Genomic DNA, 22786 nt, shown 5'->3' on the forward strand with positions numbered 1-22786 from the left:
CCCGGCGCGTCAGCCCGTGGGTTGGTCTTCGGCGGCCGATGTGCCCACTAAAGATGACGCCGGGCTGCGACTTTGGTCGCGTCCCGCAGCGCATCCGACGCCGGGCCTCCTCGGGGCCGCGCCCAGGATCCGCCACGCCAGAGACCCGCGGGGACCGGGCGCCACCCCACCCCCTACTCCTCCGCCCGCCGCGCCACCCCCACCACCGTCCACGGCAGAGCGGGACCCGGGTCGCGCCGCAGCAGCCGGCCCCGCCGGTACGGCCCGATCGTGAAGCCCGCGGCCCGGATCTCGTCCAGCGGGTCGCGTGCCAGATGACAGTTGCCCATGAGCAGCGGCCACACCGTACGGTCCAGGGCCTGCTGCACCGCGGCGGGGCCGCGCCTCCGGGAGCGTCCGTGTTCGAGGTAGCGAAGTTCGCCGCCCGGCCGCAGCACCCGCCGCAGTTCGGACAGCGAGCGCTGCACGTCGCGTACCGAGCACAGCACCAGCGACACCACCGCGGCGTCGAACGCCTCGCTCTTGACCGGCAGTGCCTCCGCGGTGGCCGGTACGACGTCCACCGGTATCCCGGCGCGGGCCGCCTCGGTCAGCGCCCGGCGCCGCAACGTGCGTTCCGGCTCGATCGCCACCACCTCCGCCACGCTGCGGGGGTAGTGGGCGAAGTTCGCCCCCGTACCCGCGCCGATCTCGATCACCCGGCCCGAGAGCCCGGCCAGCATCTCGCGCCGCAGGCCCGCGAGCCCGGCGCGGTGGTCCGCGAAGCACGCGTACCAGTGGGCGAAGACCGGGTGGTGCACGATGGCCCGCTCGGCTGTCCTGCGGTCTGGCATGGCTGGGTCCCTTCACCGGACGACGTTCGCCGGTTCGAGTGTCCGTCAATGCCGTGCCGCGGTACCACCGTGGGAGCGCGATGCGGGGTGCGGGCTCACGGGGCGCGCCGGGCGGCGGATTACGCGGTGCCGCCGAGTGCGGGCGCCAGCCAGCCCGGTGCTCGCGTACGGAACTCCTCTGGCGGCAGGCCTCCCGCTCCCTCCGGAATACGGCCCAGGAGCGGCGCGCCGGCCGCCTCGGGGAAGTCGTCGAGATTGCAGCGGGCGGCGAGGCCGGGCCGCGCGGGCCAGCTGCCGACGACGATGCCCGGCGACTCGATGCCGTACGAACGCAGGGCGAGCGCCGTCAGCGCCACCGCGTTGAGCGCCCCCAGCCCGGCCTGCGCCACCACCAGTACGGGGGATTCGGCCAGGCGCGCCGCGTCGGCGAGGGTCGAGCCCTCGTCGTCGAACCGTACGAGCAGGCCGCCCGCGCCCTCGACCAGGACGAGGTCGTGCGAGGCCGCCAGTTTGGCCGCGGCCTCGGCGATCTCCTCGGGGCGCACCGGCGGCAGCCCGGCCCGGCGCGCGGCCGTCGCGGGGGCCAACGGCTCGGGATAGCGGGCCAGTTCGGCCGCGGTGACGCCGGGGCCCGCGAGCCGTACGACCTCCGCGGTGTCACCGGGCTCGTGCGCGGCGACACCGGTCTGGGCGGGTTTGAGCACCGCAACGGAACGGTCCTGACCGAGCGCCGTGGCGGCGAGCGCCGCCGTGGTCACGGTCTTCCCGATCTCCGTGCAGGTTCCGGTAACGAACAGCACCGGCATGAGTGGTTCTTCTCCTGTCGTAGAGGTTGTCGTCGCCGTGGTGGGCGCCCCTCAGCTCTCCCGGGCCACCGCGCACACCGCCGCGCAGATCCGCGCGACGTCCTCGTCCCCGGTGATGTACGGCGGCATCGTGTACACCAGGTCGCGGAACGGGCGCAGCCAGACGCCCTCCCGGGCCGCCGCCCGGGTCGCGGACGCCATGTCCACCTCGTGGTCGAGCTGGACGACGCCGATCGCGCCCAGGACCCGTACGTCCCGTACGCCTTCGAGGGCCGCGGCACCGGCGAGCCCGTCGCGCAGACCGGCCTCGATCCGCTTGACCTCGCGGGCCCAGTCCTGGGACAACAGCAGGTCCACGGAGGCGTTGGCGACCGCGGCGGCCAGCGGGTTGCCCATGAAGGTCGGGCCGTGCGCGAGCACCGGCACCTCGCCCCGGGAGATCCCGTCCGCCACCGCCGCCGTGCACAGCGTCGCCGCCATGGTGAGATACCCGCCGGTCAGCGCCTTGCCCACGCACATCACATCGGGCGTGACGCCCGCGTGCCCGGCGGCGAACAGCGATCCCGTACGGCCGAAACCGGTGGCGATCTCGTCAAGAACGAGCAGAACGCCGTGTTCGTCGCACGCCTCGCGCAGCACCCGCAGATAGGCGGGGGAGTGGAAGGACATGCCGCCCGCGCCCTGGACCACCGGCTCCACGATGACCGCCGCAAGCTCGTCGGCGTGCCGGGCGATGAGGTCGCGCAGGTGCGCCTCGTAGGCCGGGTCCGGCGGGGCGTCGAAGCCCGGCGGCGGCGCGTCGGCGAACAGCTGCTGTGGCAGGGCGCCCTGCCACAGCCCGTGCATGCCGCCCTCCGGGTCGCACACCGACATCGGCTGCCAGGTGTCGCCGTGGTAGCCGCCGCGCCAGGTCATCAGCCGCTGCTTACGGGGCCGGCCGACCGAGCGCCAGTACTGGAGGCACATCTTCACGGCGACCTCGACCGACACCGATCCGGAGTCGGCGAGGAAGACGTGCTCCAGGCCGTCCGGGGAGATCTCCACCAGCCGGGCGGCGAGCCGTACGGCGGGCTCGTGGGTGAGCCCGCCGAACATCACATGGCTCATCCGGTCCAGCTGGCCGCGCGCGGCGTCGTTGAGCACGGGGTGGTTGTAGCCGTGCACCGCCGACCACCAGGAGGACATTCCGTCCACCAATTCGGTCCGGCCCTCTACGGGTTCGGTCAGGCGCAGTCGTACGCCGGATGCCGACGCGACGACCAGCGGGTCGGCGCGGCCGGGCATCGGGCCGTACGGGTGCCAGACGTGCTGCCGGTCGAGCGCCCGCAGTTCGGCGGCGGTCAGCCGGTCGGGCTCAGGCATTCGGCGGCAGCTCCGTACCCGCGCCCCGGCGGCGCACGGTGACCAGGTCCGTACGGGCCTTACCGGCGGCCGACGCGTCGGCGCCTTCCTCCGCGACTGTTTCCGGCGCGGCGTCGCCGTCACCGCACGGCCCGCAGCCGCCGCCCCCGTGCCCGCCGCAGCCGCCGCCCGCGAGCGCGTCCGCGCGGTGCTCCGGCAGCGTGGTGGTGTCCGTGCCCTCGACCTCGAAGCCCGCGTCCGCGATCATCGCCAGGTCGTCCTTGCCGGCCTGGCCCTCGCTGGTCAGATAGTCACCGAGGAAGATGGAGTTGGCCAGGTGCAGGGCGAGCGGCTGGAGCGAGCGCAGGTGCACCTCGCGGCCGCCGGCCAGCCGTACCTCCACGTCAGGGCAGACGAAGCGGACCATCGCCAGAATGCGCAGCGCGCGCTGGGGCGTGAGGTTCCACTCCTTGGCCAGCGGGGTTCCCTCGAACGGGATCAGGAAGTTCACCGGAACCGAGTCCGGGTCCAGCTCGCGCAGCGCGAAGACCACGTCCACCAGGTCCGCGTCGCTCTCGCCCATGCCCGCGATCAGCCCGGAACAGGCGGACAGGCCCGCCGCCTGCGCCTGCTGCACCGTGTCGACCCGGTCGGCGTAGGTGTGGGTGGTGGTGATGTCCCCGTAGGTGGCCTCGGAGGTGTTGAGGTTGTGGTTGTAGGCGTCCGCGCCCGCGGCCCGCAGCCGGGCCGCCTGCCCTTCCGAGAGCAGGCCCAGGCACGCGCACACCTCGACGCCCTCGTTCTGCTCCTTGATGGCGGCGATCGTCGCCGACACCCGGTCCACGTCACGGTCCGTCGGGCCCCGGCCGCTGGCCACGATGCACACCCGCTTGGCGCCGCCGGCCACCCCGGCCGCGGCGGCCTCGGACGCCTCCTCCGGCTTGAGCCAGGTGTACTTGAGGATCTCCGCCTTGGACCCGAGCCGCTGCGAACAGTACGAGCAGTCCTCCGGGCACAGCCCGGACTTCAGGTTGACGAGGTAGTTCAGCTTCACCCGCCGCCCGAACCACCGGCGGCGCACCTTTCCGGCCGCGGCCACCACGTCGAGCAGGTCGTCGTCGGACGTCGCCAGCACGGCGAGCGCCTCTTCGCGGGTCGGCGATTCGCGCCGCAGCCCCTTGTCCACCAGCGTTGTCAGCAGATCCATGGCGCTGATCCTGGCGTACGGCCACCGTCCGCGACCATGGAGGAACCCAACAAGGGCGCTCTTCAGGGGTGTGTGCATGGCCACACCGTAGGACCCTGTAACGACCGCTAACGTCTATCGACAGCCCACAAACGCGAAGGAAACCGATGCACCAGGACGACCCCGTTCCGCCGGCGCCCCGCGGCGGGCCGCCACCGCCCTACGACGCGCCGGTGGAACCGGTCGCGGACCGCCGCGGCGCCGGCGCGCGGACCGCCGCCTTCGGCTGGATCGACGCGGCCCGCGAACAGCGCCGCCGGGCGGGTCTCGTCCGTACCCTCCGGCCCCGGCCGGTCGAGTCGCCCCTGCTGGACCTGGCGAGCAACGACTACCTCGGCCTGGCGCGGCATCCGGAGGTCACCCGCGGCGCCGCGCAGGCCGCGCACCGCTGGGGCGCGGGCGCCACCGGCTCGCGCCTGGTGTCCGGCAGCACCGAGCTGCACGCCCGCCTGGAGGCCGAACTCGCCGACTTCTGCGGCTTCGAGGCCGCCCTCGTACTGTCCTCCGGCTACGCCGCCAACCTCGCCGCCGTCACCGCCCTCGGCGGCCCCGGCGGCCTCATCGTCTCGGACGCGGGCAACCACGCCTCACTCATCGACGGCTGCCGGCTCGCCAGGGCCCGCACCGTGGTGGTCCCGCACGCCGACCCCGACGCGGTACGCAAGACCCTGGACGGGCACGACGGCCCGGCACTCGCCGTCACCGACGCAGTCTTCTCGGTGGACGGCGACGCCGCGCCGCTGCGGTCCCTCGCCGACGGCTGCCGGGCGCACGGCGCGGCCCTGCTCGTCGACGACGCGCACGGGCTGGGCGTGCTCGGCGACGGAGGGCGCGGCACGCTGCACGCGGCCGGGCTGGCCGGGGACGCGGACGTGGTCGCCACCGCGACCCTGTCGAAGTCCCTCGGCAGCCAGGGGGGCGTGGTCCTCGGACCGGCCCGGGTCATCGAGCACCTGGTCAACACCGCGCGGACGTTCATCTTCGACACCGGGCTGGCCCCCGCGGCGGCCGGCGGGGCCCGTACAGCGCTGCGCTTGCTGCGCCGCGAGCCGGAGCGCGCGAGCCGGGCCCGCGAGGTGGCGGACGAACTGCACCAGCGGCTCACCGAGGCCGGGCTGACGGTCGCCCGCCCGGACGCCGCCGTGGTGTCCGTACGGGCGCCCTCGCCGGAACAGGCCGTCCGGTGGGCCGCGGACTGCCGCGAAGCGGGCCTCCTGGTCGGCTGCTTCCGCCCGCCGTCCGTACCCGACGGCATCTCCCGGCTCCGGCTGACCGCCCGCGCGGACCTGACCGCGCGGCAGACGCGGGAAGCGGTCCGCACGATCCTGCGGACCGCGCCGGGCGCCTGAGAGGGGTTGGCCGCCGGTTTCGTACGGCGGGCCGGTTCACCTCACTTCGCGGGCCCGTTTCACCCCACCTTGGTGAAGCGGTGGTCGGCCAGCCCGCCGACGAAGGACGTCCAGGCGGCGGAGGTGAACAGCAGGGCCGGGCCCGCGGTGTTCTTCGAGTCGCGCACCGCGAGCAGTCCGGGGCCGATGCGGGCCGTCTCGACGCAGTTGTTCATCCCGGTGCTGCGGCTGCTGCGCCGCCATCGGAGGCCGGGCCGGACGGTGCGGGGCCGGGCGTGCCCGGACGGGACTGACATGGTGCCTCCTCAGACGCCGGTGCCGGCCCATGAGGTATCGGCGGCCCGGGCGATGAATTCCGCTGACTTCTCGCAGGAGAGGGCGCGCCCCCGCAGCGTGTCGAACGCATCGCTGTACGCCCTGAGGTCCTCTTTACGTTCCAAGTAGAGGCTACTCGTCAAGTGGTCGAGAACAACCACATCCAAGTCAGAAGTGAGCGGAAAGGAGAAGATAACGAAAGGGCCGGTGATGCCGATGTGCACACCGGCCGCGAAGGGCAGCACCTGTAGTCGCACATGCGGCAATTGCCCCATGTCCAGAATGTGACGGAGCTGCGCGGCCATCACCCGGGGCGAGGCGATCTCCCGCCGCAGCACCGCCTCGTCCAGTACCGCCCACAGCTCCAGCGGCCGCGCGCCCCGCAGCACCTCCTGGCGGGCCATGCGCACCTCCACCAGCTCGTCGACCTGCCGCGCGGGCAGGTCCGACAGCGTCGCGCGGGTCACCGTCCGCGCGTAGTCCGCCGTCTGGAGCAGCCCCGGCACCACCGTCGTCTCCAGCGTGCGCGCCCGCGACGCCCCGAACTCCAGGCTGATGAAGTCCCGGTACTCCGGCGGCAACAGGTCCCGGTGGGTGTGCCACCAGCCCCGCCGGGCGGTACCGTCCTGCGCGCCGCCCCCGCACAGCGCCGCCAGCAGGGCGCGCAGCTCCGCGTCCCGGACGCCGTACACGTCCAGCAGCAGTTCGACGTCGCCCGGTTTCACCCCGCTGCGACCGGTCTCGATGCGGCTGACCTTTGACTGGTGCCATCCCGCCCGGCGGGCCGCCTCGTCGCTGGTGAGTCCGGCGAGCGCCCGCTGACGCCGCAATTCGGCGCCCAGCTTGCGACGGCGTACCACGGGCCCGTGCCCCATGCCTGTTCCTCCGTCCCGTTCCGCGAGGCCACCCCGTGCGCGCACCCGGCCCCGGTGGCCGATTCCGATCCGACAGTGTGCCGCGCAAATACGGTCTCGCGTAGCAGAGTTCACTGCTTCGGGCGACAGATATATGCACATCTTGGTGGATGACCCGTCACAGTCGCAGCAGGAGTGGCAGTCTGGCGCACAGCAGCGGTCCGAGGCCGGAGACGAGGGTGCCGAAAAGACCGGAAAGCGTTGGCGGCTTCCTCCGGCGGCGGGCCGGAGCCGAGCCTCGGTGGGAAAGGGACGGGTCGCGATGGCAGACCACCAGGAATCCTCACTCACTCTGCCCAGCACACCGGCTTCGGTCGCCGAGGCCCGCAGGTACGTCACGGGCGTCCTCGCCGAATGGGGCCTGCCGGACCGCACGGAGACGGCCGACACCGTGCGCCTGATGGTCTCGGAGCTGGCCACCAACGCCGTGCAGCACACCTTCGGCCGGTCCCCGGCCTTCACCATCGATGTCCGGCTCGACCGCGACGAGCGGCTGCGCATCGGTGTCACCGACGACCATCCGCGCTGGCCGAAGCGGCTGCCGGCGGCCGTCCAGCAGGACAACGGGCGCGGCATGGTGATCGTCCGTTTCCTCACGGCGGAGTCCGGCGGGCAGCTGACGGTCGAGCCGACGCAAGCCGGGGGCAAGACGGTGTGGATCACGCTGCCGTGGAAGCTGTTCCTTCCGTAGCGGCCCGGCCCGCCCCGCGGCACCTCACGGCTTGGCGAGGAAGCGCGGCCTGCGGCGCCGGCCCCCGCCGCACGCACAGCCCACGCCCTCGTCCCGCACCTGCCGGTACGTAGGACTGCTCTCCCGCCCGCAGCGGGAACAGCGGCACGGCCACGGCTCGTAGGCACCGGGGCAGGGGACGAGCGGCGTGAGCCCGGCCGCGTACATGACGCGTTCGGCGACGGTGGCCGGTCCGGGGGCGGGCGGCGCCGCGGCGACCGGGGGCACGGCCGAAGCCGCGGTGACGGGAGGAGCGGCAGGCGCGGGCGGGACCGTGGGTGGCGGGGGAGGCGCGAACGGCGGCGGGGGTACGGGTGCCGCAGAAGGCGCGGGACCGCCCTGTACGGGAGCACCTGGCACAGGACCGCCCGGTACGGGAGCGCCGTCCACCGCTTCCCCGCCCGCGAGATCGCCCGGATGCCACTGGTGCAGGCAGGAGGCGCACCACCACAGGAGTTCGCCGGCGCCGTAGACCCCCTCGTCCTCCCACAGCACGTCCGTGCTGCCGCAGGCCGGGCAGGGGGCGGCGGGGGAGCGGCGGCGCAGCAGTCCGCGCAGGTTCACGAGTCGGTCCCGGTGTGCGGGGGCTGGGGCAGGTGCGTGTGCATGGGTCTCCTCACGTGCTAAGGAGACTCCATCGGTTCGCCGTCGCCAAAGCAAGGACGACCAGGTCACAAAAGATTTCCACCGCGCGGTGTCCGGCGGCCTCCCGGGGGACCACGGGGGTTCTCCGAGCCGGACGGCTCAGGAGGACGAGTCGCGCACCGCCGGCTTGATGTGCCCGTTCCGGTGCCCCAGTACGCGCGGCAGCAGCGCCCACAGGCCGGCGCACGTCACCAGCGTCACGGCCCCCGCCGTCACGCCCGCGCCGCGCCCCAGCACGACGTCGACCACGAGCAGTACGGCACCGGCCAGCGCCAGCGCGAGCACCGCCATGCCGGCCGCCGTCAGACGCGCCGAGACCTCCACGACCAGCCTCTTCGCGCGCCGCCGGAACAGCACCCGGTGCACCGCCGCCGGCGCCGTGAGCAGCAGCGTCGCCAGCACGGCCAACAGCAACGTACCGACGTAGAAGGCACGTTGCGTGGTGTCCAGGGACACGAAGCGCGGGGTGAAGGCCAGCGTCAGCAAAAACGCGAACAGGATCTGCACCCCGGTCTGCAGGACGCGCAGTTCCTGGAGCAGTTCGCCGAAATTGCGGTCGTAGCGCTCCAAAGGCGTCTCGTTGCGGTCCGCGCACACGGCGTACCGGTCGGATCCGGACGGCTGGTGCGATCGGGGCGATGCGTTCCGGTCGTCTTCGGTGAGGGGGGCCATTGTGTCCGGGTATCCACCGACGCGTTGAACATTCCTGACGCGCTCATGTGTGTACGGGTGCCCTGACGCGCGTACGGGTGCCGGGGCGCGTACCCCGGTACGGGGCCCGGGGCGCACCCGGTCCCGTACGCACGCTGTTTCAGGACAGTTGCAGGCCGTCTACAGGACAGCTCGGTACGGCCGCGTCAGCGGACTCTGCCGTACGAGACGCTGCGCGACCAGATGCGCTCCAGGCGCACCACGGTGCCCGGCTTGGGCGCGTGCCAGATCTTGCCGTTGCCCGCGTAGATGCCCACGTGGTACACCCCTCGGCGCGAGTGGAAGAAGACCAGGTCGCCGAGGCGGCGCGCGGACGCGGACAGGTGCCGGGTGCGGTTGTACTGGGCCGCCGCGGTGCGTGGCAGCCGCTTGCCGGCCCGTTTGAACGAGTACAGCGTCAGCCCCGAGCAGTCGAAACGGTACGGCCCGGTGGCCCCGTACTTGTACGGCGAGCCCTTCTTGGAGGCGGCTATCCGCAGTGCCGCCGCCGAACTCGACGCGGCTTCGGCGTCCGCCGAGGCTCCCGGTACGACCAGTGTTCCGCCGACCGTGGCCAGCGCGACGGCGGACACCAGTCCGGCTCGCACCAGCAGGGGGGACATGGTGGTACGCGCACTCATGCGCAACCCTTCGTCAGCCGCCGACGAAGGAGTACCTGTCGGGTTCGGGCAGGCGAAGATGCCCGGTCGCGGTGGCGACTTCACCCCAAGGGCCCGTGCGGCCGCGGTGGCCGCCGGTCCCGTCGTGCTCGGGTCCTCCGCTCCTGCCGATCCAGGCGCATCGACCGGACATCCGGTACGGCGGCAGGATTGGGCGTCCGTCCGGACCGCCCCACCGCGGTGGCGGGGGCTTGTCGTCGCAGCGATCGTTGCGCAACCGACGCCCGGATTCCGAGCAGAAACAATGATATGTGAGGTTGGTCACGTCTGCGCTGTTCGGGTGGACAGTGGGTGTTTCGCGGGGACGCCGAGAAGGGTGAGGACCCGTGTACCAGGCCCGGAACCTGGCGTTCCGGGCGACGCGTACGCATGCCGCGCAAGCGGTGTGACGCAGAGCGCGACCCCGCGGCTACGCCGTTCGGGCGAGCCCGATCGGGCTCCGTGTCGGCATGTTCCTGTGCTCTTGGGGTGCTCCGGCGCCTCCTGTCCTGCTCTGTCGCTCCCGTCCGGCGCGTTCCTGTTGGGATGGAAGGGTCCCAAAAGGCGGCTGATGGCAGGGGGGAGGGCGCCCGACCCCCGTACGAGCGCCCTCCGGGTGCGCGCGGCGCGACGTCAACTCCGTGCGCCGGTCGCGCGGTGAAGGCGCGGGTCAGCTACGCGCCGGGGGTACGGAAACGAGCCGCGCGCGGCGTTCGCCGTCCAGGACGCGCAGGGCCTGCGCCAGCGTGCCGGAGTGCACCTCTTTCTCGCCCCGGTCGTGCATCAGCGTCAACGCGTCCCGCAGGGCGATGGACTTGCCGACCAGGGCCTGTGCGGCGCGCAGCCCGCCGTAGGTGTCCGTGCCGCGTGCCGGATTGATCCGGCCCAGCAGGTCCAGGACCGCCAAGTAGCTGTCGATGAACTCACCCTCGGCACGGGTCAGTGCGGGCAGCGGCGGCAGTTCGGGTGGCAGCATCCCGGCTCACCTCGCGCCGGGCGCCGCGGAGCGCGGCTTGCGGCTGCGGGTGAGTCCGTCGATCAGTCCGTACTCGACGGCGGCCGCGGCGTCGAGGATCTTGTCGCGTTCGAGGTCTTCGGTGATCTGCTCGACGGGCCGGCCGGTGTGCTTCGCCAGCAGTTCCTCCAGCAGCGCGCGGGTGCGCAGCAGTTCGTCGGCCTGGATGCGCAGGTCGTCGGTCCGGCCCTGCACCGGTTCGCCGAACGAGGGCTGGTGGATGAGGATCCGGGCGCCCGGCAGGGCGAGGCGCTTGCCGGGCGTGCCGGCCGCCAGCAGCACCGCGGCGGCGGAGGCCGCCTGCCCCAGGCAGATGGTTTCGACGTCGCAGCCCACGAACTGCATCGAGTCGTAGATCGCGGTCATCGCGGTGAACGAACCGCCGGGCGAATTGATGTAGAGCGAGATGTCCCGGTCGGGCGCGTCGTAGTCGAGGTGCATGAGCTGCGCGATCACGTCGTTGGCCGCGGTGTCGTCGATCGGTGTGCCGAGGAAGACGATCCGCTCGCTGAGCAGCTTGGAGTACGGGGCCATGGTCCGGGCCCCGTAGGAGGTGCGCTCGGTGAACTCCGGGAGGACATATCGGGCCTCGGGGCGGTTCATGGGGACTCCTCTTCGCTGTCCATCTGTAAAAAATGTACAGAACGTACGTAGGGCTTGATGGGAGCACGGTTCCGGTGCCGAAGGCAATGGCTGTCGGGGGGGAAGTGCCGGGCGCTCGCTGAGAGCGAAACGGCTCATGGTGCGTCAGCGGCTCTGAACTGCGGGCGAACTGACTGCCCGTGAGGTGTCTGCGCCTGTCACCTCGGCGCGGCCCGGCCTCGCGGCGTTCCCGGGCCGCCCCGTACGTCCCCGTTGCCGCCGTAAGCCCGGAGTGACCGCCCGCTTTCCTTGTGTCACGCGAATGCCCGCACCGGCCGTGCGTCCTGGCCGAGCATCGGCTGCCCTGGGAGTACCCCGACCCCCTCGACAGGGAGAACCGCACCATGCGCATACGCGTCCTTCTGGGAGCCGCGGCCCTCACCGCGACCGCCGCCCTCGGCAGCGTCACCACTTCCGCCGCTGCCCCCGTCCCGCCGGCGAGCGGTCCCTCCGCCACCCACGAGAGGCCGGCCCGTCACCAGGTCGACGACCGGGCCCATGCCTCGTGGCGCCTCAGCTACGGCCGGGCGACCCACAGGGCGCGCGCCGTCTATCCCGGCGCGCGGCTGGTGTCCGCGTTCGGGCACGCGCCGGGCGGCCCCACCACGAACATGGCGAAGGTGGACCACTGGCGGTTCATCTACGAAGTGCCGCCCCGCCACAGAGGAGCCCGGGCGGTCCAGGGCGTGTACATCGACGCCGTACTCGGCGGTGCCATCGAGAGGCCGCATCCGGGCCGGGGCGTGTGGTTGGACAACGCCCCGATCAGGGGGCCGCGGCTGACGCCGGCCCGCGCCTACGACCAGCTGGAGAGGGCCGGGCACCGCGGCCACGCCTTCCAGTTCGTCTCGCTGGGCAACCCGCTGCACCCGCAGCTCAAGCAGCGTTACATCTTCTCCAACCGGCGTGGCGGCTGCGACATGTTCTCCGTGGACGACATCGATGGCAAGGTCCACAACCTCTGCAAGCGCGGTACGTCCGGCCGCTGAGCCACGTACGGGAGGCTCCGGCCGCCGCGCCCGGCCGGAGCCCGCCCGGGTGACGGCGTGCAGAATGGCCGCTGTACGCCGCGACGCCCCGCAGAGGACGCCCGATGCCTGACTTGTCCCACCTGTCACCCCTGCCGCCGAAGGCCGCCACCGACGACCGGCACGCGCTGCGGGAACGCATCCACGGCGCGCTGACCGAAGCGCTCGTCAACGGCACTCTGGCGCCCGGCCAGGAGCACGAGGAGGCGAGCCTCGCCACGCATCTCGGCGCCCCCCTCGCCCCGCTCCGGGAGGCATTGCTCCAACTCGCCTCGCAGCGGCTCGTCGAGTACGCGGGGCCGGACACGGTACGGGTGACGACGGCCGACGCCGCCACCCGCGGGCACGCCGCGGCCGTCCTGCACGGCCTGTACCGCACCGCGCTGCTCACCGCGCCATGGCCGCTCACCGAGGACGGCCTCGACGCCCTCCGTAACTCCGCTGCCGCGTACGCCCGCGCAGCCGCCCACCGGAATGCGGTGGAAGCCGGCGCTGCAGAGCGCGCGCTGTGGAGTGTCTTCGTCCACGCCTGCCGCAACCGGTTCCTGTATGACGCCGTCTCCCGGCTCGCCCCCGTATGGCAGCGGGCGCAGCATCTCGACATCCCGTTGCCGGCCGAGCCCGGGAACGTCTGGGACGACCTGCTTGCCGCGTGTGCGGCAGGCGACCGGCAGCGCGCGCTGCAATGTGTCGACGACCACTGGGCGCGCGCGGGTGGCGTGACGAGCGCTTGATCCGGCGGCCGTCAGGCGGCCGAAGGGCGGCCCGATGCCCGGGCAGGGTTCCTCGTTTCAGTATGTTTCGGCCGAAGTCCCCCACGCGATCGCGCCGTGGCCCGGCGTGCGGCGTACCGGACTGCCTCCGTCGCACCGCCGATCCCTCGGCCTACCCCTCCGGTCCGCGGAGACGACACCCGGCCCGCGCGTCCCTGGCCGAAGGGTGCCCTTGCGGAACCCAGCCCTACGCATGGGCTCGTTGCCGCCCGGCCGCCCGGGTACCCGCCGGGCGGACCCGAGTCCGTCGGGCCGAATCGAGTCCAGGAGGACGCGATGGCTACCGCTTCATCGGCCGGATACCCGGAATCCGGCCGGTCCCAGGCCGTTCGCACCGAGCGGCGTACGAGTACGGAGACCAAGCCCGCCTTCAAGAGCACCGAGCTCTTCGTCTATCTCGCCGCCGTCGTGGCGGTACTGGTCGCCTCCGCCGTGGTGGGCGGCAACGCCGTCCGGGCGGACCGTTTCCCCGCCGACCGGGCATGGTGGTACATCACCCTGCTGACCGTCGGATACATGATCAGCCGCGGCCTGGCCAAGTGCGGCAGCCGCGAGCCCACCGACCCCACCGACCGGAACACCACCTGAGTGCAGCCGGCGCACGCGGCCCGGCAGCGCTGCCGGGCCGTTCGCTGCCGCCCCGGCCGGAATGTCGTGGACGCGACCTAAGCTAGGAGCATGGCTTACGAGATTCCGGTGACACAGGCTCGGGCGGAGCTGGCGGACCTGATCAACCGCGTCGTCTACGGCGGCGAGCGGGTGGTCGTCACGCGTCACGGCAAGCCGCTGGTGGGCCTGGTGTCCGCCGCCGACCTGGAGCGCCTGGACGCCTGCCGGGAAGCGGAGGCGGCCGCGGCGGAGGAGCAGGTGGTCAGCACCGTCTCCTCGGTGCGGCCGTTCCCGGCCGCGCCCGGCGAGTGGCGCCGCTTCGGCATCGCGGCGGAGCACCATGGCGCGGCCGGCGAGCGGGGGGCGTCCGGCGGGTTCGCGGAGCACGGCGGTCCGGCGGGGGAGCACTGACCGGTCCCGCGCGGGCGGCCGTCGCTGTCCGGACGCGCCGTGCCCGGGCGGGGCGGTGTCAGGAAGCGAGCTTCCACACCGCGTCGGCGATCGCGGCGGTGTTGTTGCCCAGCGCTGTGTCGTCGATGTTCTTCACGGTGTCGCAGGACGCGTGGTAGCAGGCGTCGAACGCCTTGCCCGCCGTGCCGCCCCACTTCTTCGCCTGTTCGGCGGTCTTGATGTAGTCGGCGCCGGAGAACAGGCCGCCCACCGGGACACCGGCGTCCTTGAACGGCGCGTGGTCCGAGCGCCCGTCGCCCTCCGTCTCGACCTCGGTGGCGATGTTCTTCGCCGCGAAGTGGTCCTTGAAGACCTTCTCCAGGCGCGCGTCGTCGTCGTATACGAAGTAGCCCGGGTTGGGTGAGCCGATCATGTCGAAGTTCAGATACGCGTCGATCTTCCCGCGGTCGTCGGCGGACAGCTTGTCCACGTAGTGCCGGGACCCGACCATGCCGTACTCCTCGGCGCCCCACCAGGCGAACCGCAGGTGCTTCGCGGGTTCGAGGTGCGTACGGGAGACGGCGAGCGCGACCTCCAGGATGCCCGCGGCGGCGGAGCCGTTGTCGTTGATGCCGGGGCCTTCGGTCACCGAGTCGAGGTGGGCGCCGGTCATCACGGTCCGGTCCGTGCCGCCGCCGGGCCAGTCGGCGATGAGGTTGCGGCCCGTCCTGCCGTTGCGGGTGAACTCCTGGACGGTCGTGGTGAACCCGGCCGCGTCCAGCTTCTCCTTGATGTAGTCGACGGACGCCTGGTAGCCGGCCGTACCGTGGGCGCGGTTGCCGCCGTGGGCGTCCGCGACGGCCTGCAGCCGGTCGAGGTGGGCCTTGACACCGGCGACGGGGATGTCCGGCGCGGCGGGTGCGGCGGAGGCGGTGGCCTGTGCTCCGGCGACGGGTCCGATCAGGGCGGCGGCCAGGGCGGTGCACGCGCCGACGGCCAGGCCGGTACGGCGTATTCGGGTGGCGGGGGAGCGGTGGGAGGTGCGGGACGCGCGGTTCACAGTGGGGGGCTCCGATACTGATGTGGGGGGTGCGCCGTGGGGTGGCGCTGTGGGGGGTGGTGACGCCGAAGCGCATAGGTGCTTGACGTGCGCATGAGAATTACGGGCGATCTGTGCCGCGTCAAGAGCGGATACCGGACTCCGGTGTCCGCACAGCAGACACATCGGGCGGAAGGGGGGCGACGGGCCGCCCGGGACATGGCGATGCGGCCCAACCGGTGAAGTTCCGCGCTTGCGCCGCGGAGTTAACGCCGTCGAAATCGCGCCGAACTAACCTGCGGACACCGGGTGATTGATGGCACGGAGCTGGTGAGCAGTTTGCTCCGCCTTTAATTAGTGTGTGATACATCTGCTTTGCGGGTGTATTGACACCCGTGACCTGGGCTTATGTGCCCAGTGCGAAGACTGTGAGGTAAAGGTATGCAACTGACCCCGCATGAACAGGAACGCCTGATGATTCATGTGGCGGCGGACGTGGCCGAAAAGCGCCGCGCACGCGGGGTGCGGCTCAACCACCCGGAAGCCGTCGCGCTGCTGACCTCGCACATCCTCGAAGGGGCCCGGGACGGCCGTACGGTCGCCGAGCTGATGTCGACCGGGCGCAAGGTCCTCACCCGTGACGACGTCATGGAGGGCGTGGCCGAGATGATCCACGACGTCCAGGTGGAGGCCACCTTCCCGGACGGCACCAAGCTCGTCACCGTCCACGAACCCATCAACTGACCCCGGGAGAGCCGACCATGATCCCCGGACAGGTCCTCCACGCCGAAGCGCCGGTCCGCCTGAACCCCGGGCTCCCCGTCACCCGTATGACCGTCCTGAACGTCGCCGACCGCCCCGTCCAGGTCGGCTCCCACTACCACTTCGCCGAGGCCAACCCGGGCCTCGACTTCGACCGTGCGGCCGCGCACGGCAAGCGCCTGAACGTCCCCGCCGGCTCCGCCGTGCGCTTCGAGCCCGGCATCCCCACCGAGGTCGAACTCGTCCCCGTCGCGGGCAAGCGGATCATCGCGGGCCTGCGCGGCGAGACCGGAGGCTCCCTCGATGGCTGATCTGACCCGCGCCGCCTACAGCGATCTGTACGGCCCGACCGTGGGCGACCGCGTACGGCTGGCCGACACCGACCTCCTCGTCGAGATCACCGAGGACCGCTCGGGCGGTCCGGGGCACGCCGGTGACGAGGCGGTCTTCGGCGGCGGCAAGGTGATCCGCGAATCGATGGGCCAGTCCCGCGCCACCCGCGCCGAGGGCACGCCCGACACCGTCATCACCGGCGCGATCGTCCTGGACCACTGGGGCGTCGTGAAGGCCGACGTCGGCATCCGGGACGGGCGGATCACAGCGCTCGGCAAGGCCGGCAACCCCGACACCATGGACGGCGTCCACCCCGACCTGGTGATCGGCCCGGAGACCGAGATCATCGCGGGCAACGGCAAGATCCTCACCGCCGGAGCCATCGACACCCACGTCCACTTCATCTGCCCCCAGCAGGTGGACGAGGCGCTGGCCTCCGGCGTGACCACCCTGGTCGGCGGCGGTACGGGCCCGGCCGAGGGCAGCAAGGCCACCACCATCACGCCCGGCGCCTGGCACGTATCCCGGATGTTCGCCTCGATGGACGGGCTGCCCGTCAATGTGGGCCTGCTGGGCAAGGGCAACACCATGTCCGCCGCCTCGATGCGCGACCAGCTGCGCGCGGGCGTCCTCGGCTTCAAGATCCACGAGGACTGGGGTGCCACCCCCGCCGTACTCGACGCGTGTCTGCGCGTCTGTGAGGAGAGCGGCGCGCAACTGGCCATCCACACGGACACGCTGAACGAGGCGGGCTTCCTCCAGGACACGCTGGCCGCCATCGCGGGCCGCGGCATCCACGCGTACCACGTCGAGGGCGCGGGCGGCGGCCACGCGCCCGACATGATCGCCATGGTCTCCGAGCCGAACGTACTGCCCGCCTCCACCAACCCGACGCGCCCGCACACCGTCAACACCGTCGAGGAACACCTCGACATGCTGATGGTCTGCCACCACCTCAACCCCGCCGTACCGGAGGACCTGGCCTTCGCCGAATCCCGTATCCGGCCCTCCACCATCGCGGCCGAGGACATCCTGCACGACCTCGGCGCCATCTCGATCATGTCCTCGGACGCCCAGGCCATGGGACGCATCGGCGAGGTCGTGCTGCGTACCTGGCAGACCGCGCACGTGATGAAGAAGCGGCGCGGCGCACTGCCCGGCGACCTGCTCGCCGACAACGTCCGCGCCCGCCGCTACGTCGCCAAATACACCATCAACCCGGCCATCGCGCAGGGCATCGACCACGAGGTCGGCTCGGTGGAGGACGGCAAGCTGGCTGACCTGGTGCTGTGGGACCCGGCGTTCTTCGGCGTCAAGCCGCAGCTCGTCATCAAGGGCGGGCAGATCGCGTACGCGCAGATGGGCGACGCCAACGCCTCCATCCCGACGCCGCAGCCGGTGCTGCCCCGCCCGATGTTCGGCGCCATCGGGCAGGCGCCCGGCGGCAACTCGGTCAACTTCGTCTCCGAACAGGCCGTAGCCGACGGGCTGCCGGAACGCCTCGGGCTGGCCAAGGACTTCCAGGCCATCCGCAGCACCCGCGGCGTGACCAAGGCGGACATGCGCAACAACGACGCGCTGCCGCGGGTTCACGTCGATCCCGACACCTTCACGGTGACCATCGACGGCGATGTGGTCGAGCCCGCCCCGGCCGCCGAACTGCCCATGGCTCAGCGTTACTTCCTCTTCTGAGCGGCCCGGAGATGCGATGTGCGAGAGGCCGATGAAGGGGGTGCGGAGATGAGCCGGGCGGCGCTGCTGGTGCTGGCGGACGGCCGGTTTCCGGCGGGCGGGCATGCCCACTCCGGGGGCGCGGAGGCGGCCGTCACCGCGGGGCGGATCACGGACGCGGCGAGCCTGGAGGCGTTTTGCCAGGGGCGGCTGCACACCGCGGGGCTGGTCGCGGCCGCGCTGGCGGCCGCGGCGGCGGGCGGCTGCGACCCGCTGGTCTTGGACGAGGCCGCCGATGCCCGCACCCCGGTGCCGGCGTTGCGCACCACGGCGCGTCGGCTGGGGCGGCAGATGATGCGCGCGGCCCGCGCGACGTGGCCCTCGGCGGCGCTGGACGCGCTGGCCGCGGCCCGGCCGCGCGGCGCCCACCAGCCCGTGGTCCTGGGGCTGGCGGCCCGGTCGGCGGGCCTGGCGCCGCTGGATGCCGCCTATGCCGCGGCGTACGAGAACCTCAGCGGCCCGGCCACCGCCGCCGTGCGCCTGCTGAGCCTGGACCCCTTCGAGGCGACCGCCGTGCTGGCCCGCCTGGCCGCGCCGCTGGACCAGGTCGCCGAGCAGGCCGCCGCCGCGGCACGGCGCATCCCGGCGGAGGGCATCGGCGCGCTGCCGGCGGCGTCCGCGCCGCTGCTGGACATCACCGCCGAACAGCACGCGGCCTGGCCGGTCCGGCTGTTCGCGTCGTGACCGGTCGCCGCCCCGCGTTACGGGTGGCGCCGGGCCGCCCGGCGCGCCCGCCACCGCCTACCGCGCCCCGTACCCGCACTCTGTACGGCGCCCCCACCCCTCCGCCCCCGACACGATCCCGGAGCAGCCCATGCACCTCGACCACGACCTCGACGAGCGTTTCCCGCACCGGCACACCTACAGCGCCGCCGACCCCAAGCGCCCCGACGGCACCCGGCGGGCGCTGCGCATCGGGCTCGGGGGGCCGGTGGGCACCGGCAAGACCGCCACCGTCGCCGCGCTGTGCCGTGCGCTGCGCGACGAGTTGTCCCTGGCGGTGGTCACCAACGACATCTACACCCGCGAGGACGCCGAGTTCCTGCTGCGCGAGGCGGTGCTGCCGCCCGAGCGCATCTCGGCGGTGGAGACCGGGGCCTGCCCGCACACCGCCATCCGCGACGACATCTCCGCCAACCTCGAAGCCGTCGAGGACCTGGAGGATGCGGTGGGCCCGCTGGATCTGATCCTGGTGGAATCCGGCGGCGACAACCTCACCGCGACGTTCTCCAAGGGCCTGGTCGACGCCCAGATCTTCGTGATCGACGTGGCGGGCGGCGACGACATCCCCCGCAAGGGCGGCCCCGGGGTGACCACCGCCGACCTCCTGGTCATCAACAAGACCGACCTCGCCCCCTACGTCGGCGTCGATCTGGAGGGCATGGCCCGCGACGCCAAGGCCCAGCGCGGCGACCTGCCCGTCGTCTTCACCTCCCTCAAGGCCGAAGACGGCGTACGGCCGGTCTCGGACTGGGTCCGCACCCACCTCACCGACTGGACCGCAGGCCCCGCATGACCCTCGCGCCCCCCGAACGGGCCCGGCCGCAGGCCCCCGAACCGCTCCCGGCGGCCGGCCCGGTGCCGCACGGCCTGCGCGCCACGGCCCGTATCACCGCGCGGGCCGGCGCGGACGGCGTGACCGGCCTGCCCGTCCTGGACGGTGACGGCCCGATCGCGTTGCGCCGCGTCCGCTCGTACGGAACGCAGGCCACGGTGTGCGTCGTCGGAGCCATGAGCGCGCCGCTGGGCGGAGACCGGCTGCGCATCGAGGTGACCGCCGAGGACGGCGCCGACCTGCGCGTCACGGCGGCCGCGGCGACCGTCGCGCTGCCGGGGCGCGTCCCCGGGCACGCCACGTACGACGTGGAACTGACCGTCGGCGAGGGCGCCCGGCTGGAATGGCTCCCCGAACCGCTCATCTCCGCCGAAGGCAGCGATCTGCGGATGACGACGACCGTCCACCTCGCACCCACCGCACGCCTGCTCCTGCGCGAAGAACAGGTCCTGGGACGCAGCGGCGAACGGCCCGGCCGACTGCGCAGCCGCCTCACCGTCCACCGCGCCGGGAACACGCTCCTCGACCAGGAAACGGCCTACGGCCCAGGCGCTCCGGGCTGGGACACCGGCGCGGTGCTCGGCGGTCACCGAGCCGTCGGTCAACTGCTCGCCGCAGGGCCGGAGTTCGAGGAGAAGCCCGCTGAGGTCCGGGTGCTCGGCGGGGCGCCGGGTGAGGGTCAGGGCGTGCGCACGCCGCTCGCCGGGCCCGCCGCGCTGACCACGGCCGTGGCCCCGGACGCGCTGCGGGTGCGGCGTTTGCTGGAGGCGGGCGGGTAGCGGCGTGGGCCCCTCGGCCGAGGGGTCCGGTGGTCTTGCGGGGGGCGTTCCAGGCTGGGACGCCGACGGGGAACCGGTCGAGGATCAGGGCGTGCGTACGCCGCCGGCCGGGCCCGCCGCGCTGACCACGGCCGTGGCCCCGGACGCGCTGATCCGCATCCTCACCTCCGCCGGATTCCACGCCGAAGCCGCGGACGACGACATGCGCCCGACGGCGGTGCGCGTACGGGGATTCGCACCAGGTGAAGAGCGCGGCGCGCTCAGCTGATCGGACGGATGGCGACGGACGGCCGTCAGTCGAGCCCGGATGCGGCCCTTGACGATCGCTGGGAGCCGTTCCGGTCCACGATCCCCTCGACCATGCGCATCAGTCGATCCCCCGCCCGATCGATGCTGCCGTTCTGCGTACTGACCTGCGCTCCTTCGAGCACGAAAGTGATCTCGGCCGCGGTCTGCTCGGGGTCGGGCAGTCCGGCTCCGGCGCACATGGCGGTCAGTCTGCGGGTCTGGCGGGCCTTGTGTTCCTCGATGACCTGCCGTGCGGGGTGGGAGCGGTCGGGGAGTTCGGCGAGGGAGTTGATGAACGGGCAGCCCCGGTGGGAGATCTTCGGGAGTCCGTCAGCGATGAAGCGGGCCAGGGCCAGGATCTGTTCACGGGGTTGGCCGGGGTGTTCGGTCTCGGCCCGGTCGAAGGCCGCCTGGTAGTCGGCGGCGACGATCCGCAGCCACTCCGCGACCAGCGCGTCCTTGGTGTCGAAGTGCCGGTAGATCGCCATCTTGGTGGTCTCGGCCTTCTCGGCGATCGCCTGGACGCCCACCCGACTGATGCCCTCGCTCTGGAAGAGCTCCTCCGCCGCGTCGAGGATGCGCTCGCGGGGCGGCAGTTTCGCCACCCTGCTCGGCCTTCTGACGGTCGATGCCATGTCCGCTGCTCCGTGACGTCCGGTCCGGGTCTGTCTGTTGTGGGGCCTCTCACCCCCTGTTACGGTACCAGTCCGTCCCATGCGATACCGATCGGTATCGTCGGGGGCTCATCGGTATCGTTTTCGTCCTGCTGGGAGTGACAGTGCAAGGTGCCGAGTACGTGAGCCACGACGCGGTCGGGCTGGCGGAGCTGGTGGCCCGGGGCGAGGTGACCCCCGCCGAACTGGAGGCCGCCGCACGTGAGGCCGCGCGGGCGGTCAACCCGCGGATCAACGCCGTCGTGGAGACGTGGCCGACCGACGACCGGCCCGCCCCCGGCAGCGCTCCGCTGGCCGGTGTGCCTTTCCTGATCAAGGACATCGGGGTCGCCATGGCCGGGCGGCGCATGGAGTTGGGCAGCCGCCTCGCGGAAGGCAACGTCGCCGGCGCCGACTCCTTCCTGATGCGGCGCTTCCGCCGCGCCGGGCTGGTGACGTTCGGGCGTACGGCGACACCGGAGATGGCGTACAGCAACACGACGGAACCGGTGCTGTACGGCGCGACCCGCAACCCGTGGGACCTCGCGCGCAGCGCGGGCGGATCGAGCGGAGGCGCGGGCGCGGCGGTCGCCGCCGGGGTGGTCCCGATCGCCCACGCCACCGACGCCGCTGGCTCGATCCGGATACCCGCCGCCTGCAACGGCCTCTTCGGGCTCAAGCCCACCCGCGGCCGGGTCTCCATGGGCCCCGGCTTCGACGAGGTCTTCAACGGCCTGGCCGTACAGGGCAGCGTCAGCCGGACCGTACGCGACAGTGCGGTGCTGCTCGACCAGATCCGCGGCCCGGAACCGGGCGACCCCTACTACGCCCCGGAGCCGTCGCGGCCGTACGCGGAGGAAGTCACCCGCCATCCCGGCGCCCTGCGCATCGGTGTCCTCACCCACGCATGGGGCGGACACCGCACCACCGCACCCGTGGCCGACGCGCTCTCCCGCACCGTACGTCTGCTGGAATCCCTCGGCCACCAGGTGGAAGAGGCCGAGGTCGACCTCGGGGTCGACTGGGAGGAATTCCTCCTGGCCAGTGCCCGCCAGTGGACGGCGAACCTCGCGGCCTCCATCGACGAACTGGCCGCCGCCTTCGGCCGGCCCGTCGACTCCTCGACCCTCGAACCGCCCATCCTCGCCGGCTACCACTACGGGCAGCGGGTCAGCGGCGCGCAGTTCGTCACCGCGCTCGAAGCCCGCAACCGGGTCGCCCGCAGCCTGGCACGCTCCTTCGACGCCTACGACGTGCTGCTCACCCCGACCCTGCCGGAGCTGCCCGTGCCCTTGGGCACGCATGCCGAGGGCGCCGAGGCACTGGACGGTCTGGGCTGGCTGCGCCGCCTCTTCGACATCTCGCCGTTCACCGTGGCGTTCAATGTGGCGGGTACGCCCGCCATGTCCGTGCCGCTGACGGCCGACGCCGGGACGGGGCTTCCGGTGGGGATGCAGTTCGCCGCCGGTTACGGGCTCGAAGGCCGCCTCTTCCGCCTCGCCGGACAGCTCGAACAGGCAAGCCCGTGGTCGGGCAGGACTCCCGCGGTGTGGGCAGGGGACCACCCGGGCCGCTGAGTCCTTCGAGCAGCCTCCCCGAACGCGACACGGCGCCGCTCCTGGGGGAAAGAGCGGCGCCGCGTACTGGAAGACGGCAATCGG

The 22786-nt window shown here is 72.6% G+C and carries 27 protein-coding genes; 14 read left to right on the forward strand and 13 right to left on the reverse strand.

Annotated features, from left to right (window positions below):
* Nucleotides 1-173: 173 nt before the first annotated feature.
* The 4 genes from CP984_RS37160 to bioB form a co-directional block, all read right to left on the reverse strand.
* The gene (locus CP984_RS37160) at nt 174-833 is read right to left on the reverse strand and encodes a class I SAM-dependent methyltransferase (RefSeq protein WP_003985700.1); all 660 of its coding nucleotides are present in this window, start codon (nt 831-833) and stop codon (nt 174-176) included.
* A 119-nt stretch (nt 834-952) separates the two neighbouring features.
* A complete protein-coding gene (gene bioD, locus CP984_RS37165; RefSeq protein WP_003985699.1) occupies nt 953-1639 on the reverse strand; it encodes a dethiobiotin synthase in 687 nt (228 codons plus the stop codon).
* A gap of 51 nt (nt 1640-1690) precedes the next feature.
* Nucleotides 1691-3001 (reverse strand): adenosylmethionine--8-amino-7-oxononanoate transaminase, encoded by a 1311-nt coding sequence (locus CP984_RS37170; protein ID WP_003985697.1) that lies wholly within the window; start codon nt 2999-3001, stop codon nt 1691-1693.
* On the reverse strand, nt 2994-4187 hold the full coding sequence (gene bioB, locus CP984_RS37175; protein WP_003985696.1) for a biotin synthase BioB: 1194 nt from the start codon (nt 4185-4187) through the stop codon (nt 2994-2996). Before bioB ends, CP984_RS37170 begins: the two co-directional genes overlap by 8 nt.
* 146 nt (nt 4188-4333) lie before the next feature.
* Between bioB and CP984_RS37180 the strand changes: the two genes are divergently transcribed.
* Nucleotides 4334-5575, forward strand: coding sequence for an 8-amino-7-oxononanoate synthase (locus CP984_RS37180; protein ID WP_003985694.1), 1242 nt, complete (start codon nt 4334-4336; stop codon nt 5573-5575).
* A 59-nt stretch (nt 5576-5634) separates the two neighbouring features.
* Here CP984_RS37180 and CP984_RS37185 read toward each other — a convergent pair whose 3' ends face one another.
* Nucleotides 5635-5871, reverse strand: coding sequence for a DUF397 domain-containing protein (locus CP984_RS37185; protein WP_003985693.1), 237 nt, complete (start codon nt 5869-5871; stop codon nt 5635-5637).
* Nucleotides 5872-5880: 9 nt separating this feature from the next.
* Nucleotides 5881-6765 carry a helix-turn-helix domain-containing protein gene (locus CP984_RS37190; protein WP_003985692.1) on the reverse strand — a complete coding sequence of 295 codons (885 nt, stop codon included), beginning with the start codon at nt 6763-6765 and terminating at the stop codon, nt 5881-5883.
* A 301-nt stretch (nt 6766-7066) separates the two neighbouring features.
* Here CP984_RS37190 and CP984_RS37195 point away from each other — a divergent pair, with 301 nt between their 5' ends.
* Nucleotides 7067-7495, forward strand: a complete 429-nt coding sequence (locus CP984_RS37195) for an ATP-binding protein (protein WP_030177698.1) — start codon at nt 7067-7069, stop codon at nt 7493-7495.
* A gap of 24 nt (nt 7496-7519) precedes the next feature.
* Here the strand turns inward: CP984_RS37195 and CP984_RS37200 are convergent, their stop codons facing one another.
* The 5 genes from CP984_RS37200 to CP984_RS37220 all read right to left on the reverse strand — a co-directional run bounded on the left by CP984_RS37200 (nt 7520) and on the right by CP984_RS37220 (nt 11146).
* A complete protein-coding gene (locus CP984_RS37200; RefSeq protein WP_086026296.1) occupies nt 7520-8098 on the reverse strand; it encodes a hypothetical protein in 579 nt (192 codons plus the stop codon).
* Between the two features lie 180 nt (nt 8099-8278).
* Complete coding sequence (locus CP984_RS37205; protein WP_003986530.1) at nt 8279-8851, reverse strand: DUF6328 family protein; 573 nt, start codon at nt 8849-8851, stop codon at nt 8279-8281.
* Nucleotides 8852-9036: 185 nt separating this feature from the next.
* A complete protein-coding gene (locus CP984_RS37210; protein WP_003986529.1) occupies nt 9037-9510 on the reverse strand; it encodes a C40 family peptidase in 474 nt (157 codons plus the stop codon).
* A 688-nt stretch (nt 9511-10198) separates the two neighbouring features.
* Nucleotides 10199-10504, reverse strand: coding sequence for a hypothetical protein (locus tag CP984_RS37215; protein ID WP_003986528.1), 306 nt, complete (start codon nt 10502-10504; stop codon nt 10199-10201).
* Between the two features lie 6 nt (nt 10505-10510).
* Complete coding sequence (locus tag CP984_RS37220; RefSeq protein ID WP_003986527.1) at nt 10511-11146, reverse strand: ATP-dependent Clp protease proteolytic subunit; 636 nt, start codon at nt 11144-11146, stop codon at nt 10511-10513.
* Nucleotides 11147-11529: 383 nt separating this feature from the next.
* Here CP984_RS37220 and CP984_RS37225 point away from each other — a divergent pair, with 383 nt between their 5' ends.
* The 4 genes from CP984_RS37225 to CP984_RS37240 all read left to right on the forward strand — a co-directional run bounded on the left by CP984_RS37225 (nt 11530) and on the right by CP984_RS37240 (nt 14006).
* Nucleotides 11530-12174, forward strand: a complete 645-nt coding sequence (locus CP984_RS37225) for a hypothetical protein (RefSeq protein WP_129820915.1) — start codon at nt 11530-11532, stop codon at nt 12172-12174.
* Nucleotides 12175-12278: 104 nt separating this feature from the next.
* Nucleotides 12279-12947, forward strand: coding sequence for a GntR family transcriptional regulator (locus CP984_RS37230; protein ID WP_003986525.1), 669 nt, complete (start codon nt 12279-12281; stop codon nt 12945-12947).
* A 315-nt stretch (nt 12948-13262) separates the two neighbouring features.
* The gene (locus CP984_RS37235) at nt 13263-13574 is read left to right on the forward strand and encodes a hypothetical protein (protein WP_003986524.1); all 312 of its coding nucleotides are present in this window, start codon (nt 13263-13265) and stop codon (nt 13572-13574) included.
* 90 nt (nt 13575-13664) lie between these two features.
* Nucleotides 13665-14006: a type II toxin-antitoxin system Phd/YefM family antitoxin gene (locus CP984_RS37240; protein WP_003986523.1), complete on the forward strand. Its 342-nt coding sequence runs from the start codon at nt 13665-13667 to the stop codon at nt 14004-14006.
* Nucleotides 14007-14064: 58 nt separating this feature from the next.
* Here CP984_RS37240 and CP984_RS37245 read toward each other — a convergent pair whose 3' ends face one another.
* The gene (locus CP984_RS37245) at nt 14065-15045 is read right to left on the reverse strand and encodes a M28 family metallopeptidase (protein ID WP_003986522.1); all 981 of its coding nucleotides are present in this window, start codon (nt 15043-15045) and stop codon (nt 14065-14067) included.
* 420 nt (nt 15046-15465) lie between these two features.
* Between CP984_RS37245 and CP984_RS37250 the strand changes: the two genes are divergently transcribed.
* The 7 genes from CP984_RS37250 (at nt 15466) to CP984_RS41645 (ending at nt 20452) form a co-directional block, all read left to right on the forward strand.
* Nucleotides 15466-15768: an urease subunit gamma gene (locus CP984_RS37250; RefSeq protein WP_003986521.1), complete on the forward strand. Its 303-nt coding sequence runs from the start codon at nt 15466-15468 to the stop codon at nt 15766-15768.
* A gap of 17 nt (nt 15769-15785) precedes the next feature.
* On the forward strand, nt 15786-16097 hold the full coding sequence (locus tag CP984_RS37255; RefSeq protein WP_003986520.1) for an urease subunit beta: 312 nt from the start codon (nt 15786-15788) through the stop codon (nt 16095-16097).
* The gene (locus CP984_RS37260; protein ID WP_003986519.1) at nt 16090-17811 is read left to right on the forward strand and encodes an urease subunit alpha; all 1722 of its coding nucleotides are present in this window, start codon (nt 16090-16092) and stop codon (nt 17809-17811) included. The genes CP984_RS37255 and CP984_RS37260 overlap by 8 nt, the downstream gene beginning before the upstream one ends.
* A 48-nt stretch (nt 17812-17859) precedes the next feature.
* A complete protein-coding gene (locus CP984_RS37265) occupies nt 17860-18534 on the forward strand; it encodes an urease accessory protein UreF (RefSeq protein WP_030177694.1) in 675 nt (224 codons plus the stop codon).
* A gap of 130 nt (nt 18535-18664) precedes the next feature.
* Nucleotides 18665-19366, forward strand: a complete 702-nt coding sequence (gene ureG, locus CP984_RS37270; protein WP_030177692.1) for an urease accessory protein UreG — start codon at nt 18665-18667, stop codon at nt 19364-19366.
* Nucleotides 19363-20184, forward strand: coding sequence for an urease accessory protein UreD (locus tag CP984_RS37275; protein WP_003987019.1), 822 nt, complete (start codon nt 19363-19365; stop codon nt 20182-20184). Before ureG ends, CP984_RS37275 begins: the two co-directional genes overlap by 4 nt.
* 91 nt (nt 20185-20275) lie before the next feature.
* The gene (locus tag CP984_RS41645) at nt 20276-20452 is read left to right on the forward strand and encodes a hypothetical protein (protein ID WP_176564561.1); all 177 of its coding nucleotides are present in this window, start codon (nt 20276-20278) and stop codon (nt 20450-20452) included.
* Between the two features lie 25 nt (nt 20453-20477).
* On the opposite strand, the gene CP984_RS37285 is transcribed toward CP984_RS41645, so the two are convergent.
* A complete protein-coding gene (locus CP984_RS37285; RefSeq protein ID WP_030177690.1) occupies nt 20478-21107 on the reverse strand; it encodes a TetR/AcrR family transcriptional regulator in 630 nt (209 codons plus the stop codon).
* Between the two features lie 143 nt (nt 21108-21250).
* Here CP984_RS37285 and CP984_RS37290 point away from each other — a divergent pair, with 143 nt between their 5' ends.
* A complete protein-coding gene (locus CP984_RS37290) occupies nt 21251-22702 on the forward strand; it encodes an amidase (protein WP_030177688.1) in 1452 nt (483 codons plus the stop codon).
* The last annotated feature ends 84 nt before the right edge of the window (nt 22703-22786 follow it).

Source organism: Streptomyces rimosus (assembly GCF_008704655.1).
GTDB lineage: Bacteria > Actinomycetota > Actinomycetes > Streptomycetales > Streptomycetaceae > Streptomyces > Streptomyces rimosus.